The sequence below is a fragment of the Kosakonia sp. Marseille-Q7440 genome, assembly GCF_965119485.1.
The window spans coordinates 893,712-911,855 of sequence record NZ_CBCPLT010000002.1 but is presented as its reverse complement, the minus strand read 5'-3'; the positions used below and the strand labels follow the sequence as shown (position 1 = coordinate 911,855).

The following is an 18,144-nucleotide window of genomic DNA, read 5'->3' as shown; positions in this document are numbered from 1 at the left end:
GCGGGGCGGTAATCTGAACGGATCTAAAACATGCGCATTCCCCGCATCCATCACCCAGAATGTATTCAGCCGGGCAGTGAAATTGCCCTTAGCGAGGATGCCGCCAACCACGTCGGCCGCGTGCTGCGTATGGGCCCGGGCCAGGCGGTGCAGCTTTTCGACGGCTCCAACCAGGTTTTCGAGGCAGAAATCACCCATGCCGATAAAAAAAGCGTGCGCGTCAGCGTGCTGCGCGGCGAAGTGGACGATCGAGAATCGCCACTGCACATTCACCTGGGCCAGGTGATGTCGCGCGGTGAAAAGATGGAATTCACCATCCAGAAATCGATCGAACTGGGCGTAAGCCTCATTACGCCACTTTTTTCTGAGCGCTGCGGCGTTAAACTGGACGCCGAACGCCTGAACAAGAAGCTGCAGCAGTGGCAAAAGATCGCCATTGCCGCCTGTGAACAGTGCGGGCGCAACCGTGTTCCGGAGATCCGCCCGGCCATGGATCTCGAAGCCTGGTGCGCCGAAGAGGAGAGCGGTCTGAAGCTCAACCTCCATCCGCGCGCCAGCCAGAGCATTAACACCTTGCCTCTGCCCGTCGAGCGCGTGCGTCTGCTGATTGGCCCGGAAGGCGGTCTATCCGCCGATGAGATCGCCATGACCGCGCGCTACCAGTTTACGGATATTTTGTTAGGTCCCCGCGTGCTACGCACCGAGACAACGGCGCTTACCGCCATCACCGCGCTTCAGGTTCGCTTCGGCGACCTGGGTTGAAAGGAGAAGCAGAATGATTAAGCTCGGCATCGTGATGGATCCCATCGCGGACATTAACATCAAGAAAGACTCCAGCTTCGCCATGCTGCTGGAAGCACAGCGCCGCGGCTACGAGCTGCACTATATGGAGATGGCCGATCTCTACCTGATTAACGGTGAAGCCCGCGCCCGCACGCGTACCCTCTCCGTCGAGCAGAACTACGACAAATGGTATGAATTTGGCAGCGAGCAGGATATCGCGCTGGCGGATCTCGATACCGTGCTGATGCGTAAAGATCCGCCGTTCGATACCGAGTATATCTACGCGACCTATATCCTTGAGCGCGCGGAAGAGAAAGGCACGCTGATTGTTAACAAACCGCAGAGCCTGCGCGACTGTAACGAAAAGCTCTTTACCGCCTGGTTCCCGGATCTGACGCCGGAAACACTGGTTACCCGCGATAAAGCGCGGCTGAAAGCCTTCTGGCAGAAGCACACCGATATTATTCTCAAGCCGCTGGACGGCATGGGCGGCACCTCCATTTTCCGCGTCAAAGAGGGCGACCCAAACCTCTCGGTTATCACCGAAACTCTGACCGAACTGGGCACGCGCTACTGCATGGCGCAGAACTACCTGCCAGCCATTAAAGAGGGCGACAAACGTGTGCTGGTAGTCGATGGCGAACCGGTGCCTTACTGCCTGGCGCGCGTGCCGCAGGGCGGAGAAACCCGTGGCAACCTGGCGGCCGGTGGTCGCGGCGAACCGCGTCCGCTGACCGAGAGCGACTGGGAGATTGCGCGTAAAGTCGCGCCGGTGCTGAAAGCCAAAGGGCTTATCTTCGTCGGTCTCGATATCATCGGCGATCGCCTGACGGAAATTAACGTCACCAGCCCGACCTGCATCCGTGAAATCGAAGCCGAATTCCCGGTCTCCATCACCGGTATGCTGATGGACGCTATCGAAAAACGTCTGGCTAAATAAGTGCCACACAGGGTGCGAGCGAGAGCCCGCGCCCTTCCCGCTTTATCTCGTGACAGCACCCTGCTTTCCCCCCATACTACGTTGTCGCTTTTTTGAACCAGGAACAGAACCTCTGACAATGAATTTACAGCATCACTTTCTTATTGCCATGCCTGCTCTCCAGGATCCCCTCTTCCGGCGCTCCGTTGTCTATATCTGCGAGCACAGCGAGGAAGGGGCGATGGGGCTTATCATCAATAAGCCGCTGGAAAACCTGACGGTAGAGGGCGTGCTTGAAAAACTGAAAATCGAGGCCGTCGATCGCGACCCGGCGATCCGTCTTGATAAACCGGTGCTGCTTGGCGGCCCGCTGGCGGAAGATCGCGGCTTTATCCTGCACACCCCGCCAGGCGGTTTTGCCTCCAGCATTCGCGTCTCGGACAACACCGTGGTCACCACTTCGCGTGACGTGCTGGAGACGCTCGGCACCGGCGAACAGCCTGCTGAGGTGATGGTCGCGCTGGGCTACTCGTCGTGGGATAAGGGGCAGCTCGAAGAGGAGATCCTTGATAACGCATGGCTTACCGCGCCGGCGGATCTCAACATCCTGTTTAAAACCCCCATCGCCGATCGCTGGCGCGAAGCGGCAAAGCTTATCGGCATCGATATTTCGACCATGCCGGGCGTCGCGGGGCACGCCTGATGAGCGGCACACTGCTGGCGTTTGATTTTGGCACCAAAAGCATTGGCGTGGCCATCGGGCAGCGCATTACCGGGACGGCGCGCGCGCTGACGGCGCTAAAAGCGCAGGACGGCACGCCGGAGTGGAAGCGGATCGAAAACCTGCTCAAAGAGTGGCAGCCGGAAGCGGTGGTGGTTGGTTTGCCGCTTAATATGGATGGCACCGAGCAGCTACTCACCGCCCGCGCCCGCAACTTTGCCAATAAAATACACGGCCGTTTTGGCGCAAAAGTGATCCTGCATGATGAACGGTTAAGCACCGTTGAAGCGCGCTCTGGGCTGTTTGAACGCGGCGGATTCCGCGCCCTTGATAAAGGCAGCGTCGACTCAGCGTCGGCGGTGATTATTCTCGAAAGCTACTTCGAGCTGCACCCGTAACCCTGCCCGTTCTCCCCTCTCTTTTCTCTTAGCCGCGATCGCCTCGCGGCTTTCTGCCGATCCTTCTCACACTTTCCAGCCAGGCTTTTTGCATTCCCGCAAATGTTTCTATAAAAGAAACATAAAGGCCATCAGGGTTTTTCTGTTAAGCGCTGAGCCAGTTCGTGCAGGGCGTCTAAGCGCGTCTCAACAACCGCATCGTCAACCTGCCACAGACCGGCAAACGCGAGCGCTGCGGAGTGGGCGCCAAGCGGTTTCGCCATCGACACTTCACCGTCGTCGTGATGCCACACCACATGCCCCTGCGCGCGCTGCTGGGCGACATGCGGGCCAAGCTGCTGCCACTGCTCCGGCGTAAAGCGCTGTTGCAGCGCCTCGTCGCTCTCTGCCGCCAGCAGCGACATGCCGATGACCGACTGCCAGGCAGGCAGCATATGGAAACCGGCCAGCGCCTGGCTCACCTGGCTGCCGGGTTCAGAGTGGTAGATATAGATCACCTGATCCTCCCACAGCACGCCCATCGCCACGACGATATCTTTCGGGGCGTAGTTTTCCAGCAGCGGCAGCGCGTGGGAGAAGAGCGCCGAACCGCGAATGGCCTGCGCCGCCAGCGCATGAATGCCGGGGCCGGGAAGGTAGCGACGCTGCGCATCCTGCATGGTCAGGCCAATGGAAGCCATGGTCATCAATAATCGGTTTACGCGGGTGGTGTTAATGCCCATCAGACGCGACAGCTCACGACAGCCAATGGCGCGATCGCTGGAGACGAGGTACTGCAGGCAGCGAATGCCATCAATCAGACTTTGGTTCGGTTGAGAAGACATTGCAGGGTTCGCTTTTCAGTTGGCTGGAAAAAACGATTCTACCGTCAGTCAAAAAGGAAACAAGATAATGAAAATCTTTCCTCACACCGATGCCAGAGCTTTTCCGACCCGGCAGCTGCACGCCGATCTGGTCGTCGCGGGCGGCGGGCTGGCAGGGCTTTGCGCCGCGCTGGCGGCAGCGCGCGACGGTTTAGAGGTCGTGCTAATCCAGGACAGGCCAGTACTCGGCGGCAACGCCTCCAGCGAAGTGCGCCTGTGGGCAAACGGCGCGACATCGCATATGGGCAACAACAACCGCTGGGCGCGAGAAGGCGGCATTATGGGCGAGATCATGGAGGAGAACCTCTGGCGCAACAAAGAGGGCAACCCGGTGATGTTTGACCTGGTGCTGCTCGACCTTGCCAGAAGCCAGCCGGGGCTGACACTGCTACTTAATACCGCCGTGTTTGAGGTGGAAAAAGAGGCGCAGACCATCACTCAGGTGAAGGCTTTTAACCCGATCAACGAGACTTTTTATACCGTCAGCGGCGCACAGTTTTGTGATGCCACTGGCGACGGCGTGCTCGGCTATCTGGCGGGTGCCGAATATCGTGAGGGCGCAGAAGAAGCGGAGGAACTCGGGGAGAAAATGGCACCCGGCGACAACTTCGGCCACAAGCTCGGCCACTCCATCTATTTCTATACCAAACAGACTGACGGGCCGGTTAACTTTGTTCCCCCCTCCTTCGCGCTGAAAGATATTACCGCCATCCCACGTTATAAACGCCTCACCTCCACCCTTAACGGCTGCGATCTCTGGTGGCTTGAGTGGGGCGGGCGTCTTGATACCGTGCATGAGAGCGAAGAGATCAAATGGGAGCTGTGGAAGATCGTCTGGGGCGTGTGGGATCACATCAAAAACTCCGGCCACTTCCCGGAAGCGGAAAAGATGACCATCGAGTGGGTCGGCGCGATCCCCGGCAAGCGCGAAAGCCGCCGCTTCGTGGGCGACCATCTGCTGAGCCAGCAGGATATTATCGAGCAGCGCGACCACTATGACGCCGTGGGCTATGGCGGCTGGTCGATCGATCTGCATCCGGCGGACGGCGTCTACAGCCCCCATGACGGCTGCCGTCAGTTTCACAGCAAAGGCACCTACACTATCCCGTTTCGCAGCCTCTACAGCCGCTCGCTGGATAACCTGTTGCTGACCGGGCGGATTATCTCCGCATCGCACGTCGCCTTCGGTAGCGCCCGCGTGATGTGCACCTGCGGCCTGCTCGGCGAGGTGGTGGGCCGTGCCGCCGCGCTGTGCCATGCGCGGGGCCTCACACCCCAGGCCCTGGCGCAGCGTGAGCATATCGGTGCGCTGCAACAGCAGTTGCAGCTTAACGGCTGCTATATCCCGCGCCAGTGGCTCAACGACCCGGCGGCAGGTGCCAGCGTCACTGCCAGCAGCGAGTACAGCCTGACGGCGCTCGCGCCCAACGGCAACTGGCATCCGCTGGCGGAGAGGATGGCACTGCTGCTGCCTGTCCCGGCGGGCCATACCGTGCCCTCCATCACCCTGCGGCTGCGGGCAAAGCGGCCGACGACGCTTGCGGTCTCGCTGCTCGGCAGCGTGCGGGCCGGTAACTTCACGCCCGATTGCCACTTTGAGGAGCAGGTACTGAGCGTCGCTGGCGAAGGCGAGCAGACCATCACCTTCCAGTGGCAGAGCGAACGCAACCAGTATGTTTTTCTCGCCTTCGCCGCCCATGAAGAGGTTGAGATCGCGCTTACCGATACGCGTCTGCCGGGCATCATGACGGTGTTTAACAGCCTTAATGCGCGCGTTGCTAAACACACCCGCCAGGTCGCCGATGGCGATTACGGCGTCGACGAATTCGACTTCTGGCTGCCTCGCCGCCACCCTGCGCAGATCATGCCCGCCCTGCGCTGCGATCCGCCGATTGCCGCCTGGAGCATGCAGAATGTGCTCAATGGCCGCCTGCGCCCCGAGCAGCAGATCAACGCCTGGTCCCCGGCGCTGGATGACGCCGCGCCGGAGATCGTCTGGCGCTGGGAGAGCCCGCAGACGATTAGCCAGTTGACGCTGGTGCAGGATAACGACTTCGATAACGCCATGGAGTCCGTACAGATGGGACACCCGCTCGCCGTTACGCCGCACTGCATTACGCACTATCGCCTGTGGGCCGACGAGTGGCTGCTGGCAGAGGTGCATGATAATCACCACTCCGTCTGCCAGCACCGTTTCACCCGCCCCATTACGGCGAGCAGCATCAGGCTGGAGATCATCGCTACCGCGGGCGCGCTGCCCGCGGTTTACGCGCTACATCTTCACTAAAGATGCCCTTCGCGCACCCGCTGCTGGTGGCTCTGCGCGAAGGTCTGCATCCCCTGCTGCTGCCCAGTTTGCATCACGCCGGGCAGCTGATGCGTTTTGCCTTCGCGGATAAGGTTCGCCACCGCCGGAGTATTAATCAGCAACTCAAACAGCGCCACGCGCCCGCCCTGCTTATCCGCCTCTAGCCTCTGTGCCAGCACCGCCTGTAAACTCCCCGCCAACTGGCTGCGCACCGGCTCCTTCTCCTGCGCCGGGAAGCTGTCCACCAGCCGCTCGACGGCCTGTGCCGCACCGCGCGTATGCAGGGTCGCCAGCACCAGATGCCCGGTTTCGGCGGCGGTCAGCGCCAGGCGGATCGTCTCGCTATCGCGCAACTCGCCAAGCAGGATCACATCCGGATCCTGGCGCAGCGCCGCGCGCAGACCGTCGGCAAACGAGGCGCAGTGTTGACCTATCTCGCGCTGCTGGATCAGGCTGTTGCCGCTCTGGTGTACAAACTCAATGGGATCTTCCAGCGTCACAATATGCCCCCCGGCCTGATGATTGAGGTGCTGCACCATCGCCGCAAGGGTTGTCGATTTACCGCTGCCGGTCGCGCCGGTAACGAGGATCAGGCCGTTCTCCCGCGCCAGCAGTTCAGTCAGCGCCGCCGGAGCAGAGATATCGCTAAGCTGCGGGCAGCGCTGTGGCAACAGGCGCAGCGCTAATGATATGCCGCCGTGGCGGGCAAACGCGCCTGCGCGCAGCCGCCTGCCGCTCGCGGTGGTGAGCGCAAAATCCACCTGCCTCGACTCGCGCCACTGCTGCTGTTGCAGGGAGGTCAGCTGCCCGCTGAGCAGTGCACTGATGTCGGGCTGGTCAAAAGGCGCAGCGGTAAGCTGTCCGTGCTGTCGCCAGCGCGGTGGACAACCACTGCACAGGTGTAGATCCGAGACATTATGCTTTACACTAAGCGCCACTATTTCTTCTATATCCATTACGCCATCCTGGAATCATGAACGATATCGCGCATAACCTGGCACAGGTCCGGGACAAAATCTCCGCCGCGGCGGCACGCTGCGGCCGGGCTTCAGAAGAAGTTACGTTACTTGCAGTGAGTAAAACCAAGCCTGCGAGCGACGTCGCAGAAGCGATCGACGCCGGACAACGTGCGTTTGGCGAAAACTATGTGCAGGAGGGGGTGGAGAAGATCCAGCACTTCCAGCAGGCGGGCATCAGCGGGCTGGAGTGGCACTTTATCGGCCCGTTGCAGTCCAACAAAAGCCGTCTGGTAGCGGAGCACTTCGACTGGTGCCACACTGTCGACCGTCTGCGCATCGCCAGCCGCCTTAGCGAGCAGCGCCCGGCAACGCGCGCGCCGCTAAATGTTCTTATTCAAATCAACATCAGCGATGAGCAGAGCAAGTCCGGTATCGCCCTGAGCGAACTGGATGAGCTTGCCGCGCAACTCGCTGAACTGCCGGGCATCTGCCTGCGCGGGTTGATGGCGATCCCGGCACCGGAAGCGGAGTACGAACGGCAGTTTGCCGTGGCACGGCAAATGGCTGTAGCATTTGAGGCGCTTAAAACGCGCTATTCAACAGTCGATACCCTGTCGTTGGGCATGACGGATGATATGTCCGCAGCCATCGCGGCGGGCAGTACGATGGTGCGCATTGGTACCGCCATTTTTGGTGCGCGCGATTACACAAAAAAGTAAGAGAAACTGAGGAACGCCATGAAGACGTTGACTTTCCTGCTCTCAACAGTGCTTGAACTCTACACCATGGTTCTGCTGTTGCGCGTCTGGATGCAGTGGGCACGCTGTGATTTTTATAACCCTTTTTCGCAATTTGTCGTTAAAGCCACCCAGCCGATTGTCGGGCCGCTGCGCCGCATTATCCCGGCGATGGGGCCGCTCGACAGCGCGTCGCTGCTGGTCGCTTTTGTGCTGAGTTTTATCAAGGCGATCGTGCTGTTTATGGTGGTCACCTTGCAGCCGATTATCTGGATATCCGCTCTGCTTATTCTGGTCAAAACCATCGGCCTGATGATTTTCTGGGTGCTGCTGGTAATGGCAATCATGAGCTGGGTCAGCCAGGGTCGCAGCCCGGTTGAGTACGCACTGGTTCAGCTGACCGAGCCGCTGCTGCGCCCGATCCGCAACTTGCTGCCGGCAATGGGCGGCATCGACTTCTCGCCGATGATCCTCGTACTGCTGCTCTATGTGCTCAATATGGGGATTGCTGAACTGCTGCAATCCACCGGTGATATGCTGCTGCCGGGGCTGTGGATGGCACTATGAGTGCCGTTGAATCCTTTCAGGACGGGCTGGTTTTACGGCTTTATATTCAGCCGAAAGCCAGCCGCGACGCAATTATCGGTTTGCATGGCGACGAAGTAAAAGTCGCCATCACCGCCCCGCCAGTGGATGGCCAGGCCAATGCGCACCTGGTGAAATTTCTCGCTAAACAGTTCCGCGTCGCGAAAAGCCAGGTGCTGATCGAAAAGGGCGAACTGGGCCGCCATAAACAGATTAAAATCGTTCATCCGCAACAGATCCCGACGGAAGTCGCGGCGCTGATAAATTAGGATCCGCTATGCAAAAAGTTGTCCTCGCCACCGGTAATGCCGGTAAAGTGCGCGAGCTTGCCTCGCTGCTCAATGATTTCGGCCTCGATGTGGTCGCACAAACCGAGCTGGGCGTCGAATCCGTTGAAGAGACCGGGCTGACCTTTATTGAAAATGCCATTCTGAAAGCCCGCCATGCGGCAAAAGTGACCGGCTTACCGGCCATTGCCGATGATTCGGGGCTGGCAGTCGATGCGCTGGGCGGCGCGCCGGGGATCTACTCCGCACGCTACGCTGGCCTTGAAGCCAGCGATCAACAGAACCTGGAAAAGCTGCTTGATGCGCTGCAAAACGTGCCGGACGGCGAGCGCCAGGCGCAGTTCCACTGTGTACTGGTCTATATGCGCCACGCCGACGATCCGACACCGCTGGTGTGCCACGGTAGCTGGCCTGGCGTTATAGCCCACGCGCCTGCGGGCAGCGGCGGCTTTGGTTACGATCCTATCTTTTTCGTCCCCTCCGAAGGCAAAACCGCCGCGGAGCTGACGCGCGACGAGAAGCGTGCCCTCTCCCATCGCGGTCAGGCGTTAACCCTGTTACTGGAAGCAATGCGTAATGGCTGATTTGCCGCCTCTGAGTCTCTATATCCACATTCCCTGGTGCGTGCAGAAGTGCCCCTACTGCGACTTCAACTCCCACGCGCTGAAGGGTGAAGTGCCGCACGACGACTATGTCCAGCATCTGCTTGCGGATCTGGATCGTGATGCCGCCTACGCCCAGGGACGGGAAATAAAGACCATCTTTATCGGCGGCGGTACGCCAAGTCTGCTCTCCGGCCCGGCGATGCAGACCCTGCTTGACGGCGTTCGCGCGCGTCTGCCGCTGGCGAGTGATGCGGAAATTACCATGGAGGCGAACCCCGGCACCGTTGAGGCTGACCGCTTCGCCGACTACCAGCGCGCCGGTGTGAACCGTATCTCAATAGGCGTGCAGAGTTTCAGCGAAACCAAGTTGCAGCGCCTCGGGCGTATTCACGGCCCCGAAGAAGCCAGGCGTGCCGCACGTCTGGCAAGCGGGCTGGGGCTGCGCAGCTTCAACCTCGATTTAATGCACGGCTTGCCGGATCAATCCGTTGACGAAGCGCTCGACGACCTGCGCCAGGCCATCGCCTTAAACCCGCCGCATCTGTCGTGGTATCAGCTTACTATCGAACCCAATACGCTCTTCAGCTCGCGCCCGCCGGTGCTGCCGGATGACGACGCGCTGTGGGATATCTTCGAGCAGGGACACCAGATCCTGACGGCCGCCGGTTATCAGCAGTATGAAACCTCGGCCTATGCCAAACCGGGCTATCAGTGCCAGCACAACCTGAACTACTGGCGCTTTGGCGACTATCTCGGTATCGGCTGCGGTGCGCACGGCAAAGTGACCTTCGCGGATGGGCGCATTTTGCGTACGGCGAAAACGCGTCATCCACGCGGCTATATGCAGGGAAATTACCTTGATAAGCAGCATGATGTAGAAGAGCAGGATAAACCGTTCGAATTCTTTATGAACCGTTTCCGCCTGCTGGAGGCAGCCCCGCGGGCAGAGTTTTCCGCATATACCGGGCTGGATGAAGAGATCATTCGTCCGCAAATTGAGCAGGCACTGGCGCTCAATTATCTGACCGAGAGCGCAACGCACTGGCAGATTACCGAGCACGGTAAGCTGTTCCTCAATTCATTGCTTGAGTTGTTTCTTAATGAGTAACATGAACTGAGACACAAAATTAAGGGGAAATATTATTTCCCCTTAATTATTTTAGCGGTGTGATTATTTACAGAACAAGATTACAGCAATTGTCGCTGCTGCATCCCGTGGCGCAATAAGACGATGCCCGAGGAGATAATGCCGCCAAGAATGATCGCCAGCGCGATAACAATGGCTTTACCCGGGCCATCTTTTTTCATCGGGAACGACGGTGAAAGTTGATATTTAAAAGGAGAGAACTCTACATCTTTAATATTCACTTTCTCAAGCTGTGCCAGATGATACTCACGGTTACGGAAGTCTGCATTCAGCTCGGTAAAATCTTTCATCGACTGCTCGATGCGCAGTTTTTCAGAGATACCGTCAGCACCCAGCGCAATAGAGAAGTCCGGATCATCCTGTACCGCCTGGCCATTGCTGTAGACCGGACGTTTGATGCCAGCAGCATTCGCCACTTCAAGCGAGTAATTCAGACGCTTTAATTTTGCCTCGTGAACGTTGGCAATGCGGGCGCGATCCATCTCCAGCACATTTTTCTCGACGTTTTTCCTCAACTCAATATCGTTACGCACGGTTTCAAGCGTTTCGCTCACCACTTTGGCGGTAATGAAGTTGATGTAATCTGTCAGCACCTGCTGCGCTTCAACGGCCTTTGGCGCGGTGAAACTGAGCGACCATGAGGCGTACGGGGTATCTGTAGGACTTCCCGATTTATCGTTATTGGTAATTTTGAGATTGCCAGCCACCAGCGCCAGTGCGCGCCGCAAATCATACTGATCGAGATTGCTCTGCTCAAGTTGGCCCAGCACCAGCGGAGATGTCGCCAGGAACTCCTCTTTCAACGACTGTGAAGCAAATTTCTTCAGGAAGAGGTTATAGACATCATCCGGCGAAACGGAGCTCTTCACATCAAGCACTTGCAGGGTCATTAACGCGCGCTGCAGTTCAGCCCACTGAATCTTTTCCGCCGGCGTAATCTCGGCCTGGCTGGTCCATTTTTGCGGCAATAACGCGCTAATAAAGAAGCCACAGACGGCGAAAAGTATCACGGTCGCAATAATGAATTTTTTGCCTCGCCATAAAAGGCTGAAGAGATAAAGCAGATCAACCTCATTCTTTTTAAGGTTAAGAGCAGAGTCTTCATAAAACGAAGCGTCGCTTCGCGGCTGTAAGTTTATTGATGACATAGATTACTTATGCAGGAGAGATATCCGTAATTGAGGCGGCGATATTAGCATCAACAAGAACATTCTGAAAGTATGAAAATGGTACGCTGTTCACGAAAAAGATTTATATCTTAAGTAAAACCCCAAGATATGGTAGGTAGAAAGAGAGCGTTAGTAGTTGCTTTTATCTTAAACCATTTATTAGTAGCGACGGCGTGTATAAAACATCAGCGTAATTAGATTATTGCGCAATGGGATAGCGCGAGGGATAAAAATAAACAGAAGTTAAACAACTAAGAATATATTTCGCGAAACGGCGACTTTTTTGTGGATGCAGAAAAAAGCCGCCGTGAAAAGTTACTTCAGGGAGGAGGTTAACGCTTTGCGGCTCTCTTCGAGTGAAACCACGCGCTGACAGACATCTTTGCCAAACTGCTGGAAGTCAGCTTCCTGATTTTTCCATTCGTTCTGGATAGAGGTTTGTAAGCCGCCGAGATTGCCGAGCACATTCTGCAACGGGTTGCCGCCGCTCTTCATCACCGCTTTCGCGCCCATTTCGTTAATGCTGTCCTGCAGAATGCCGCCCATCGCCTGGTTGACTAGCTGCTGACCGTCGGCGCGCACCTGTTCAATGGCCTTGTAGTGGAACGTCAGGCCGTCGCTGCGATGCTCGATAATACGATTCATCTGCTCTTTGAGCTGCGCGTCGAGTTTGGTGAGGCGGTTACGCATGCTGCTGCTCTCCCCCACCTCTTTGACGATGATCTTATCCAGCGCAATGCGGTTTTTCTCCACGCGAGTCAGCGCGCCGTTGTCGATCCACGGCAGGGCGCTGCGTAACTCGGCCTGATAATCTTTTGCCTGCTCACGCTGGGCAGCGCTAAGGGACGGCTGTTTGCCGTTAAACATCACATTGCCCTCTGGCGTGATCACCAGATTGCCGTTTTCGCCCTTCACCTGCACGGTTTGCGGGCTGATAATCACATCGTCGCGCGGCGTGACGCTGCACTGATAATCTGCCTGCGCCGCGAAAGCTGTAAGGGTGAGCGTTGCCGCCAGCAGCGTTTTACGCATTCTATTAACTCCTGTAGAGACAAAATGGGCCAGCAGATGCTGGCCCTTATGTTTGTTTAGTCCCACCAGACGTCGAAAAGTTCGCTGGTGCGTACCGCTTCGAGCTTCTGCTCCTCCAGCCACTTACGCACAAGGGCCTGATGCTCTTCGGTGCATTTGCCAATCTCTTGCAGGCAGATTAACCCTTCCCACGCCAGATAGCCGCTGCCATCAAACGCCAGTTTATTCGGCGCAATCACCTGCTTAATGAAGTTATCAACGGTGCTGTCGATCTGCTCTTCGGTGGTACCTTCCGGGAAACGCCACGCGACGGAGAAACCCACTTCCTGGAATTCGTCGATATGCATTTTTTTACGCAAGCGACGGCTGCGGTTCTTTGCCATTATTTCACCCTCTCGAACATTAAGTCCCATACACCGTGACCAAGACGATGGCCACGCTGTTCAAATTTCGTTACCGGGCGCGATTCCGGGCGCGGCACATAGTCGTTGCTGGCCGACAGGTTCTTATACCCGTCGATGGAGTTCATCACCTCCAGCATATGTTCTGCATAGGCTTCCCAGTCGGTCGCCATGTGGAACACGCCGCCCAGCTTGAGCTTGCTCTTCACCAGCTCGGCAAAGGGTACCTGCACAATACGGCGCTTATTATGACGCGCTTTGTGCCACGGGTCCGGGAAAAAGAGTTGCACCATGTTTAAGGAGTTATCCGGGATCATGGTGTGCAGAACTTCTACCGCGTCGTGACACATTACGCGCAGGTTCTCGACGCCCTCTTCGTGAGCGGAAGAGAGGCAGGCACCGACGCCCGGCGAGTGCACTTCAATGCCGAGGAAATCCTGCTCCGGGCGAGTTTTCGCCATTTCGACCAGCGAAGCGCCCATGCCGAAACCGATCTCCAGCGTTACCGGCGCGCTACGGCCAAACAGCGCGGTAAAATCGAGCGGCTGTTCGGTAAACTCAACGCCCATCACCGGCCAGTAATTGTCCAGCGCGTGCTGCTGACCCTTCGTCAGACGCCCCTGGCGACGGACAAAGCTACGAATGCGGCGCAGCGGGCGGCCATTTTCATCAAATTCCGGTGAAATGACGTCGTTATTCATAAAGTTTTCTGCTCGTGAGAGTGTTCAGGAAACGGGCATTATCCAAAGTTCATGGCATGATGCAAGCACCGGAAAGTTCCGGTTTACAGTGCATCGCCGCTGTGCTGCAATCTTCGCCCCTGATAAAGCGATTCTGGTGACCATGCAAGCGTCTCAATTCTCAGCCCAGGTTCTGGACTGGTACGACAAATTTGGGCGGAAAACCCTGCCCTGGCAAATTGAAAAGACGCCCTACAAAGTATGGCTGTCAGAAGTGATGTTGCAACAAACCCAGGTCGCAACGGTGATCCCCTATTTCGAGCGCTTTATGGCGCGCTTCCCGACGGTGACCGATTTAGCCAACGCGCCGCTGGATGAAGTGCTGCATCTGTGGACCGGGCTCGGTTACTACGCCCGCGCGCGCAATCTGCATAAAGCCGCGCAGCAGATCGCCACGCAGCACAATGGCCGTTTTCCTGAAACCTTCGAAGAAGTTGCCGCGCTGCCAGGCGTTGGCCGCTCGACGGCGGGCGCGATTCTCTCTTTATCCCTCGGCAAGCACTTTCCGATTCTCGATGGCAACGTTAAGCGCGTGCTGGCCCGCTGTTATGCGGTGGCTGGCTGGCCAGGTAAGAAAGAGGTTGAGAAACGGCTATGGGAGATAAGCGAACAGGTGACACCGGCGAAAGGCGTCGAGCGCTTTAACCAGGCGATGATGGATCTTGGCGCCATGGTCTGCACCCGCTCAAAACCGAAGTGCGAACTCTGCCCGCTGCAAAGCGGCTGTATCGCTTACGCCACGCACAGCTGGAGCAGCTACCCGGGTAAAAAGCCGAAGCAGATCCTGCCCGAGCGCACCGGTTATCTGCTGCTGATGGAGCATGAGGGCGCGGTCTATCTTGAACAGCGCCCGCCGAGCGGCCTGTGGGGCGGCCTCTTCTGCTTCCCGCAGTTTGGCGATGAAGCGGCGCTGCGCGACTGGCTGGCGCAAAGAGGGATTAGCGCGGATACTCTCAGCCAACTTGTCGCGTTCCGCCACACTTTTAGCCATTTCCACCTCGATATTGTGCCGATGTGGCTTCCTGTGTCCTCCTTTGCCGCGTGCATGGATGAAGGCGCAGGTCTTTGGTATAACTTAGCGCAACCGCCATCCGTCGGTCTGGCGGCTCCGGTGGAACGCCTGATACAGCAATTACGCGCCGAAGCAGCATCTTAGTGGCGCGCAAAAAGAGGAATGATTATGAGCAGAACCATTTTTTGTACCTTCCTGCAACGCGAAGCGGAAGGGCAAGACTTCCAGCTCTATCCGGGCGACCTGGGTAAACGCATCTATAACGAGATCTCGAAAGAGGCCTGGAAGCAGTGGCAGCAGAAGCAGACGATGCTGATCAATGAGAAGAAACTCAACATGATGAACGTCGAGCACCGTAAATTGCTGGAAGAGGAGATGGTCAATTTCCTGTTTGAAGGCAAAGACGTGCACATTGAAGGCTACACGCCACAAGAAAAAAAATAGGCGTCGTGGTTTAAACCCGCCGGCAGTGCCATAAATCCAGGGAAGGCATTGCCGGTTCGCGAGCGTCTCAGGCGCTGTAATCAAACACAACTGCATCCGGAATGATGAAAAAATTTTTAGCGCTAGCGATGATCGCGCCGTTGCTGATCTCTTGTTCCAGCTCTAATAAATCCGGCGAAGACTACAACGAAGCCTGGATCAAAGACACCAACGGTTTTGACATTTTGATGGGCCAGTTCGCCCACAATATTGAGAATTTATGGGGCTTTAACGAAGTACTGATCGCAGGCCCTAAGGATTACGTTAAGTATACCGATCAGTACCAGACGCGAAGCCACATCAACTTTGATGAAGGGACGATTACGGTTGAGACCATCTCGGCGACCGATCCGGCGGCGCACCTGCGCGCGGCGATCGTTAAAACGCTGCTGATGGGCGACGATCCCGGCTCTATCGATCTCTACTCCGACACCGACGACATTACCATCTCCAAACAGCCCTTCCTCTATGGCCAGGTGCTGGATAACAACGGCGAAGCGATTCGCTGGCAGTGGCGCGCGGAAAAATATGCCGACTATCTGCTGCAAACGCGGCTGAAAACCCGCACCAGCGGCATCCGCGTGATCTCCAGCATCACCATTAACCTGGTGCCGAACCACCTCGATAAACGTGCGCATAAATATATGGGCATGGTGCGCAAAGCGTCGCATAAGTATGGCGTCGAAGAGTCATTGATTCTGGCAATTATGCAGACGGAATCCTCCTTCAACCCCTATGCGGTGAGCCGCTCCGATGCGCTCGGTTTGATGCAGGTGGTGCAGCACAGCGCCGGGAAAGATGTCTTCCGCGCGCAGGGTAAATCCGGCACGCCGGACCGCAGCTATCTCTTCGATCCGCAGAGCAATATTGATACCGGCACCGCTTATCTGGCGATGCTTAACAATATCTATCTTGGCGGTATCAGCAACCCGACCTCACGGCGCTATGCGGTGATCACCGCCTATAACGGCGGCGCGGGCAGCGTGCTACGCGTCTTCTCGGCGGATAAAGTGCAGGCGGCGAATATCATCAATACCATGTCGCCGGGCGATGTGTATGAAACGCTTACCACGCGCCACCCTTCTGCTGAATCACGCCGCTATCTCTACAAAGTGAACGCCGCACAGAAAACCTACCGTCGTAATTAACGCCCCTTGTGGTTTATGCCTTTTTACCTTTGCAGGTAAAAGGGCATAAGCCCGCCTTCTGGCCCTCGCAATCGGTTGCGTAAAAGCGTGATCAAGATCACTTAATAAGAATGCAATCAGACGAAGATTGCATTTTTCTGTCGTACGTAACAAACAACGCCGCCGCAAAGTGATAAAGTGCCGCCACAAATCGCAGTATATCTGCCCATTACAACGACAACCGTCTCCTTTGCGAGGAAAAAAGCATGAATCTTAAGCTGCAGCTGAAAGTGATCATCTTTCTGCAGTTCTGCCTGTGGGGCAGTTGGCTGACGACACTTGGCTCTTACATGATCGTGACCCTGAAATTCCAGGGCGCGGAAGTCGGCGCGGTCTACAGCTCCCTCGGTATCGCCTCGCTGTTTATGCCAACCCTTTTAGGCATCGTCGCCGATAAGTGGCTCAGCGCAAAATGGGTTTATGCCCTCTGTCATCTGGTCGGTGCGATCACGCTGTTTATCGCCGCAGGCGTCACCACGCCGGGCGCGATGTTTGCCATTATTCTGCTCAACTCGCTGGCCTATATGCCGACGCTGAGCCTGGTGAACTCCATCTCCTATTTCCGTCTTAAATCTGCCGGGCACGATATCGTCACCGATTTCCCGCCGATTCGTATCTGGGGCACCATCGGCTTTATCCTCGCCATGTGGGCGGTGAGCTTCTCCGGCTTTGAGTTAAGCCATATGCAGCTCTACATTGGCGCGGCGCTGTCGCTGTTGCTGAGCGTGTTTGCGCTGACGCTGCCGCACATTCCGGTAGCTAACAGCAAGCAGAAGCAGACCTGGGTGGAGATGCTCGGCCTGAATGCCTTTGCGCTGTATAAAAACAAACGTATGGCGATCTTCTTTATCTTCTCCATGCTGCTGGGCGCGGAGTTGCAGATCACCAATATGTTCGGCAACACCTTCCTGCACAGCTTCGACTCGAATCCGCTGTTCGCTAACAGCTTTATCGTTACCCACGCGTCGGTGATGATGTCGATTTCGCAGATTTCAGAAACCGTCTTTATCCTCGCCATTCCGTTCTTCCTTAGCCGTTACGGCATTAAGAACGTGATGATGATCAGTATCCTCGCCTGGGTGCTGCGCTTTGGTCTGTTCGCTTACGGCGACCCAACGCCGTTCGGCACCGTGCTGCTGGTGCTGTCGATGATCGTGTACGGTTGCGCCTTCGACTTCTTCAACATCTCCGGCTCGGTGTTTGTTGAGAAAGAGGTAAACCCGGAAATCCGCGCCAGCGCGCAGGGTATGCTGCTGATGATGACCAACGGTTTCGGCTGTATCCTCGGCGGGATGGTGAGCGGCAAAGTGGTGGAGATGTACACCACCGCCGGTCTTACCGACTGGAAAACCGTATGGCTGATCTTCGCCGGTTACTCGCTGGTGCTGGCCGTCGCCTTCGTGATGCTGTTTAAGTACAAGCATGTGCGCGAGCCATCTGGCGTGACGCAGAAAGCGTAAACAGAAAACCCGGCCTGAGCGCCGGGTTTTTTATGGGTATCATTTTGTGGGCCTGATAAGCGAAGTTTTGTAGGCCTGATAAGCGCAGCGCCATCCGGCATTTGTACCCATTGCCGGTTGGCGGCTGCCTTATCCGGCCTACGAAACAGCCTCTTCAGGTATGTCGGCGCTGACACATAATCGATGCACGTCCGTAGGCCTGATAAGCGCAGCGCCATCAGGCATTTGTACCCATTGCCGGATGGCGGCGATGCCTTATCCGGCCTACGAAACCACATCTTCCGGCACGGTGCCATTTTGCCGGATGGCGGCGTTGCCTTATCCGGCCTACGGAACCATCGGATACCT

General features: G+C 56.9%; 20 protein-coding genes. 14 read left to right on the top strand and 6 right to left on the bottom strand.

Features of this window, described 5'->3' with window-relative positions; genetic code table 11:
• The first annotated feature begins 30 nt into the window (after nt 1–30).
• The 4 genes from rsmE (at nt 31) to ruvX (ending at nt 2,821) form a co-directional block, all read left to right on the top strand.
• Entirely contained in the window at nt 31–762 is a 732-nt protein-coding gene (gene rsmE / locus ACWPW2_RS18135; protein ID WP_023480745.1) for a 16S rRNA (uracil(1498)-N(3))-methyltransferase, read from the top strand.
• Between the two features lie 13 nt (nt 763–775).
• Nucleotides 776–1,723, top strand: coding sequence for a glutathione synthase (gshB, locus tag ACWPW2_RS18130; RefSeq protein ID WP_270221498.1), 948 nt, complete (start codon nt 776–778; stop codon nt 1,721–1,723).
• Nucleotides 1,724–1,841: 118 nt separating this feature from the next.
• Nucleotides 1,842–2,405, top strand: a complete 564-nt coding sequence (locus ACWPW2_RS18125) for a YqgE/AlgH family protein (protein ID WP_124967306.1) — start codon at nt 1,842–1,844, stop codon at nt 2,403–2,405.
• Entirely contained in the window at nt 2,405–2,821 is a 417-nt protein-coding gene (gene ruvX / locus ACWPW2_RS18120) for a Holliday junction resolvase RuvX (protein WP_023480823.1), read from the top strand. Before ACWPW2_RS18125 ends, ruvX begins: the two co-directional genes overlap by 1 nt.
• Nucleotides 2,822–2,952: 131 nt before the next feature.
• On the opposite strand, the gene ACWPW2_RS18115 is transcribed toward ruvX, so the two are convergent.
• The gene (locus ACWPW2_RS18115; protein WP_454124529.1) at nt 2,953–3,645 is read right to left on the bottom strand and encodes an IclR family transcriptional regulator domain-containing protein; all 693 of its coding nucleotides are present in this window, start codon (nt 3,643–3,645) and stop codon (nt 2,953–2,955) included.
• A gap of 67 nt (nt 3,646–3,712) precedes the next feature.
• On the opposite strand from ACWPW2_RS18115, the gene ACWPW2_RS18110 reads away from it, so the two are divergent.
• Complete coding sequence (locus ACWPW2_RS18110) at nt 3,713–5,971, top strand: FAD-dependent oxidoreductase (protein ID WP_454124527.1); 2,259 nt, start codon at nt 3,713–3,715, stop codon at nt 5,969–5,971.
• Here the strand turns inward: ACWPW2_RS18110 and ACWPW2_RS18105 are convergent.
• Entirely contained in the window at nt 5,968–6,948 is a 981-nt protein-coding gene (locus tag ACWPW2_RS18105; RefSeq protein WP_454124525.1) for a type IV pilus twitching motility protein PilT, read from the bottom strand. The two genes, ACWPW2_RS18110 and ACWPW2_RS18105, sit on opposite strands and share 4 nt — an antisense overlap.
• A 17-nt stretch (nt 6,949–6,965) precedes the next feature.
• Here ACWPW2_RS18105 and ACWPW2_RS18100 point away from each other — a divergent pair, with 17 nt between their 5' ends.
• The 5 genes from ACWPW2_RS18100 to hemW are packed head-to-tail and all read left to right on the top strand — an operon-like array spanning nt 6,966 to nt 10,273.
• A complete protein-coding gene (locus ACWPW2_RS18100; protein ID WP_124967302.1) occupies nt 6,966–7,670 on the top strand; it encodes a YggS family pyridoxal phosphate-dependent enzyme in 705 nt (234 codons plus the stop codon).
• Nucleotides 7,671–7,688: 18 nt separating this feature from the next.
• Nucleotides 7,689–8,255, top strand: a complete 567-nt coding sequence (locus ACWPW2_RS18095; RefSeq protein WP_454124524.1) for a YggT family protein — start codon at nt 7,689–7,691, stop codon at nt 8,253–8,255.
• Nucleotides 8,252–8,542 carry a DUF167 family protein YggU gene (gene yggU / locus ACWPW2_RS18090; protein ID WP_454124523.1) on the top strand — a complete coding sequence of 97 codons (291 nt, stop codon included), beginning with the start codon at nt 8,252–8,254 and terminating at the stop codon, nt 8,540–8,542. The genes ACWPW2_RS18095 and yggU overlap by 4 nt, the downstream gene beginning before the upstream one ends.
• An 8-nt stretch (nt 8,543–8,550) precedes the next feature.
• Nucleotides 8,551–9,144: an XTP/dITP diphosphatase gene (locus ACWPW2_RS18085; protein ID WP_124967300.1), complete on the top strand. Its 594-nt coding sequence runs from the start codon at nt 8,551–8,553 to the stop codon at nt 9,142–9,144.
• Complete coding sequence (gene hemW, locus ACWPW2_RS18080) at nt 9,137–10,273, top strand: radical SAM family heme chaperone HemW (RefSeq protein ID WP_454124521.1); 1,137 nt, start codon at nt 9,137–9,139, stop codon at nt 10,271–10,273. The genes ACWPW2_RS18085 and hemW overlap by 8 nt, the downstream gene beginning before the upstream one ends.
• An 80-nt stretch (nt 10,274–10,353) precedes the next feature.
• On the opposite strand, the gene wzz(fepE) is transcribed toward hemW, so the two are convergent.
• The 4 genes from wzz(fepE) to trmB form a co-directional block, all read right to left on the bottom strand.
• Nucleotides 10,354–11,460: an LPS O-antigen length regulator Wzz(fepE) gene (wzz(fepE), locus tag ACWPW2_RS18075; protein WP_454124519.1), complete on the bottom strand. Its 1,107-nt coding sequence runs from the start codon at nt 11,458–11,460 to the stop codon at nt 10,354–10,356.
• A 336-nt stretch (nt 11,461–11,796) separates the two neighbouring features.
• Nucleotides 11,797–12,513, bottom strand: coding sequence for a YggN family protein (locus ACWPW2_RS18070; RefSeq protein ID WP_023480977.1), 717 nt, complete (start codon nt 12,511–12,513; stop codon nt 11,797–11,799).
• 56 nt (nt 12,514–12,569) lie between these two features.
• A complete protein-coding gene (locus tag ACWPW2_RS18065) occupies nt 12,570–12,896 on the bottom strand; it encodes a YggL family protein (RefSeq protein ID WP_023480838.1) in 327 nt (108 codons plus the stop codon).
• Entirely contained in the window at nt 12,896–13,615 is a 720-nt protein-coding gene (gene trmB, locus ACWPW2_RS18060) for a tRNA (guanosine(46)-N7)-methyltransferase TrmB (protein ID WP_279794187.1), read from the bottom strand. Before trmB ends, ACWPW2_RS18065 begins: the two co-directional genes overlap by 1 nt.
• Nucleotides 13,616–13,757: 142 nt before the next feature.
• Between trmB and mutY the strand changes: the two genes are divergently transcribed.
• From mutY to ACWPW2_RS18040, 4 genes are all read left to right on the top strand, one after another.
• Nucleotides 13,758–14,810 carry an A/G-specific adenine glycosylase gene (gene mutY / locus ACWPW2_RS18055; RefSeq protein WP_454124516.1) on the top strand — a complete coding sequence of 351 codons (1,053 nt, stop codon included), beginning with the start codon at nt 13,758–13,760 and terminating at the stop codon, nt 14,808–14,810.
• Nucleotides 14,811–14,834: 24 nt separating this feature from the next.
• Nucleotides 14,835–15,110 (top strand): oxidative damage protection protein, encoded by a 276-nt coding sequence (locus tag ACWPW2_RS18050; RefSeq protein ID WP_020455176.1) that lies wholly within the window; start codon nt 14,835–14,837, stop codon nt 15,108–15,110.
• Nucleotides 15,111–15,214: 104 nt separating this feature from the next.
• Entirely contained in the window at nt 15,215–16,297 is a 1,083-nt protein-coding gene (gene mltC / locus ACWPW2_RS18045) for a membrane-bound lytic murein transglycosylase MltC (RefSeq protein ID WP_023480727.1), read from the top strand.
• A 245-nt stretch (nt 16,298–16,542) separates the two neighbouring features.
• A complete protein-coding gene (locus ACWPW2_RS18040) occupies nt 16,543–17,796 on the top strand; it encodes a nucleoside permease (RefSeq protein WP_279794185.1) in 1,254 nt (417 codons plus the stop codon).
• Nucleotides 17,797–18,144 lie beyond the last annotated feature (348 nt).

Excerpts from the sequence above, each read along its gene's own strand:
- rsmE (WP_023480745.1), top strand. The coding sequence starts at position 31 with ATGCGCATTCCCCGCATCCATCACCCAGAATGTATTCAGCCGGGCAGT.
- gshB (WP_270221498.1), top strand. The coding sequence starts at position 776 with ATGATTAAGCTCGGCATCGTGATGGATCCCATCGCGGACATTAACATC.
- ACWPW2_RS18125 (WP_124967306.1), top strand. The coding sequence starts at position 1,842 with ATGAATTTACAGCATCACTTTCTTATTGCCATGCCTGCTCTCCAGGAT.
- ruvX (WP_023480823.1), top strand. The coding sequence starts at position 2,405 with ATGAGCGGCACACTGCTGGCGTTTGATTTTGGCACCAAAAGCATTGGC.
- ACWPW2_RS18115 (WP_454124529.1), bottom strand. The coding sequence starts at position 3,645 with ATGTCTTCTCAACCGAACCAAAGTCTGATTGATGGCATTCGCTGCCTG.
- ACWPW2_RS18110 (WP_454124527.1), top strand. The coding sequence starts at position 3,713 with ATGAAAATCTTTCCTCACACCGATGCCAGAGCTTTTCCGACCCGGCAG.
- ACWPW2_RS18105 (WP_454124525.1), bottom strand. The coding sequence starts at position 6,948 with ATGGATATAGAAGAAATAGTGGCGCTTAGTGTAAAGCATAATGTCTCG.
- ACWPW2_RS18100 (WP_124967302.1), top strand. The coding sequence starts at position 6,966 with ATGAACGATATCGCGCATAACCTGGCACAGGTCCGGGACAAAATCTCC.
- ACWPW2_RS18095 (WP_454124524.1), top strand. The coding sequence starts at position 7,689 with ATGAAGACGTTGACTTTCCTGCTCTCAACAGTGCTTGAACTCTACACC.
- yggU (WP_454124523.1), top strand. The coding sequence starts at position 8,252 with ATGAGTGCCGTTGAATCCTTTCAGGACGGGCTGGTTTTACGGCTTTAT.
- ACWPW2_RS18085 (WP_124967300.1), top strand. The coding sequence starts at position 8,551 with ATGCAAAAAGTTGTCCTCGCCACCGGTAATGCCGGTAAAGTGCGCGAG.
- hemW (WP_454124521.1), top strand. The coding sequence starts at position 9,137 with ATGGCTGATTTGCCGCCTCTGAGTCTCTATATCCACATTCCCTGGTGC.
- ACWPW2_RS18070 (WP_023480977.1), bottom strand. The coding sequence starts at position 12,513 with ATGCGTAAAACGCTGCTGGCGGCAACGCTCACCCTTACAGCTTTCGCG.
- ACWPW2_RS18065 (WP_023480838.1), bottom strand. The coding sequence starts at position 12,896 with ATGGCAAAGAACCGCAGCCGTCGCTTGCGTAAAAAAATGCATATCGAC.
- trmB (WP_279794187.1), bottom strand. The coding sequence starts at position 13,615 with ATGAATAACGACGTCATTTCACCGGAATTTGATGAAAATGGCCGCCCG.
- mutY (WP_454124516.1), top strand. The coding sequence starts at position 13,758 with ATGCAAGCGTCTCAATTCTCAGCCCAGGTTCTGGACTGGTACGACAAA.
- ACWPW2_RS18050 (WP_020455176.1), top strand. The coding sequence starts at position 14,835 with ATGAGCAGAACCATTTTTTGTACCTTCCTGCAACGCGAAGCGGAAGGG.
- mltC (WP_023480727.1), top strand. The coding sequence starts at position 15,215 with ATGAAAAAATTTTTAGCGCTAGCGATGATCGCGCCGTTGCTGATCTCT.
- ACWPW2_RS18040 (WP_279794185.1), top strand. The coding sequence starts at position 16,543 with ATGAATCTTAAGCTGCAGCTGAAAGTGATCATCTTTCTGCAGTTCTGC.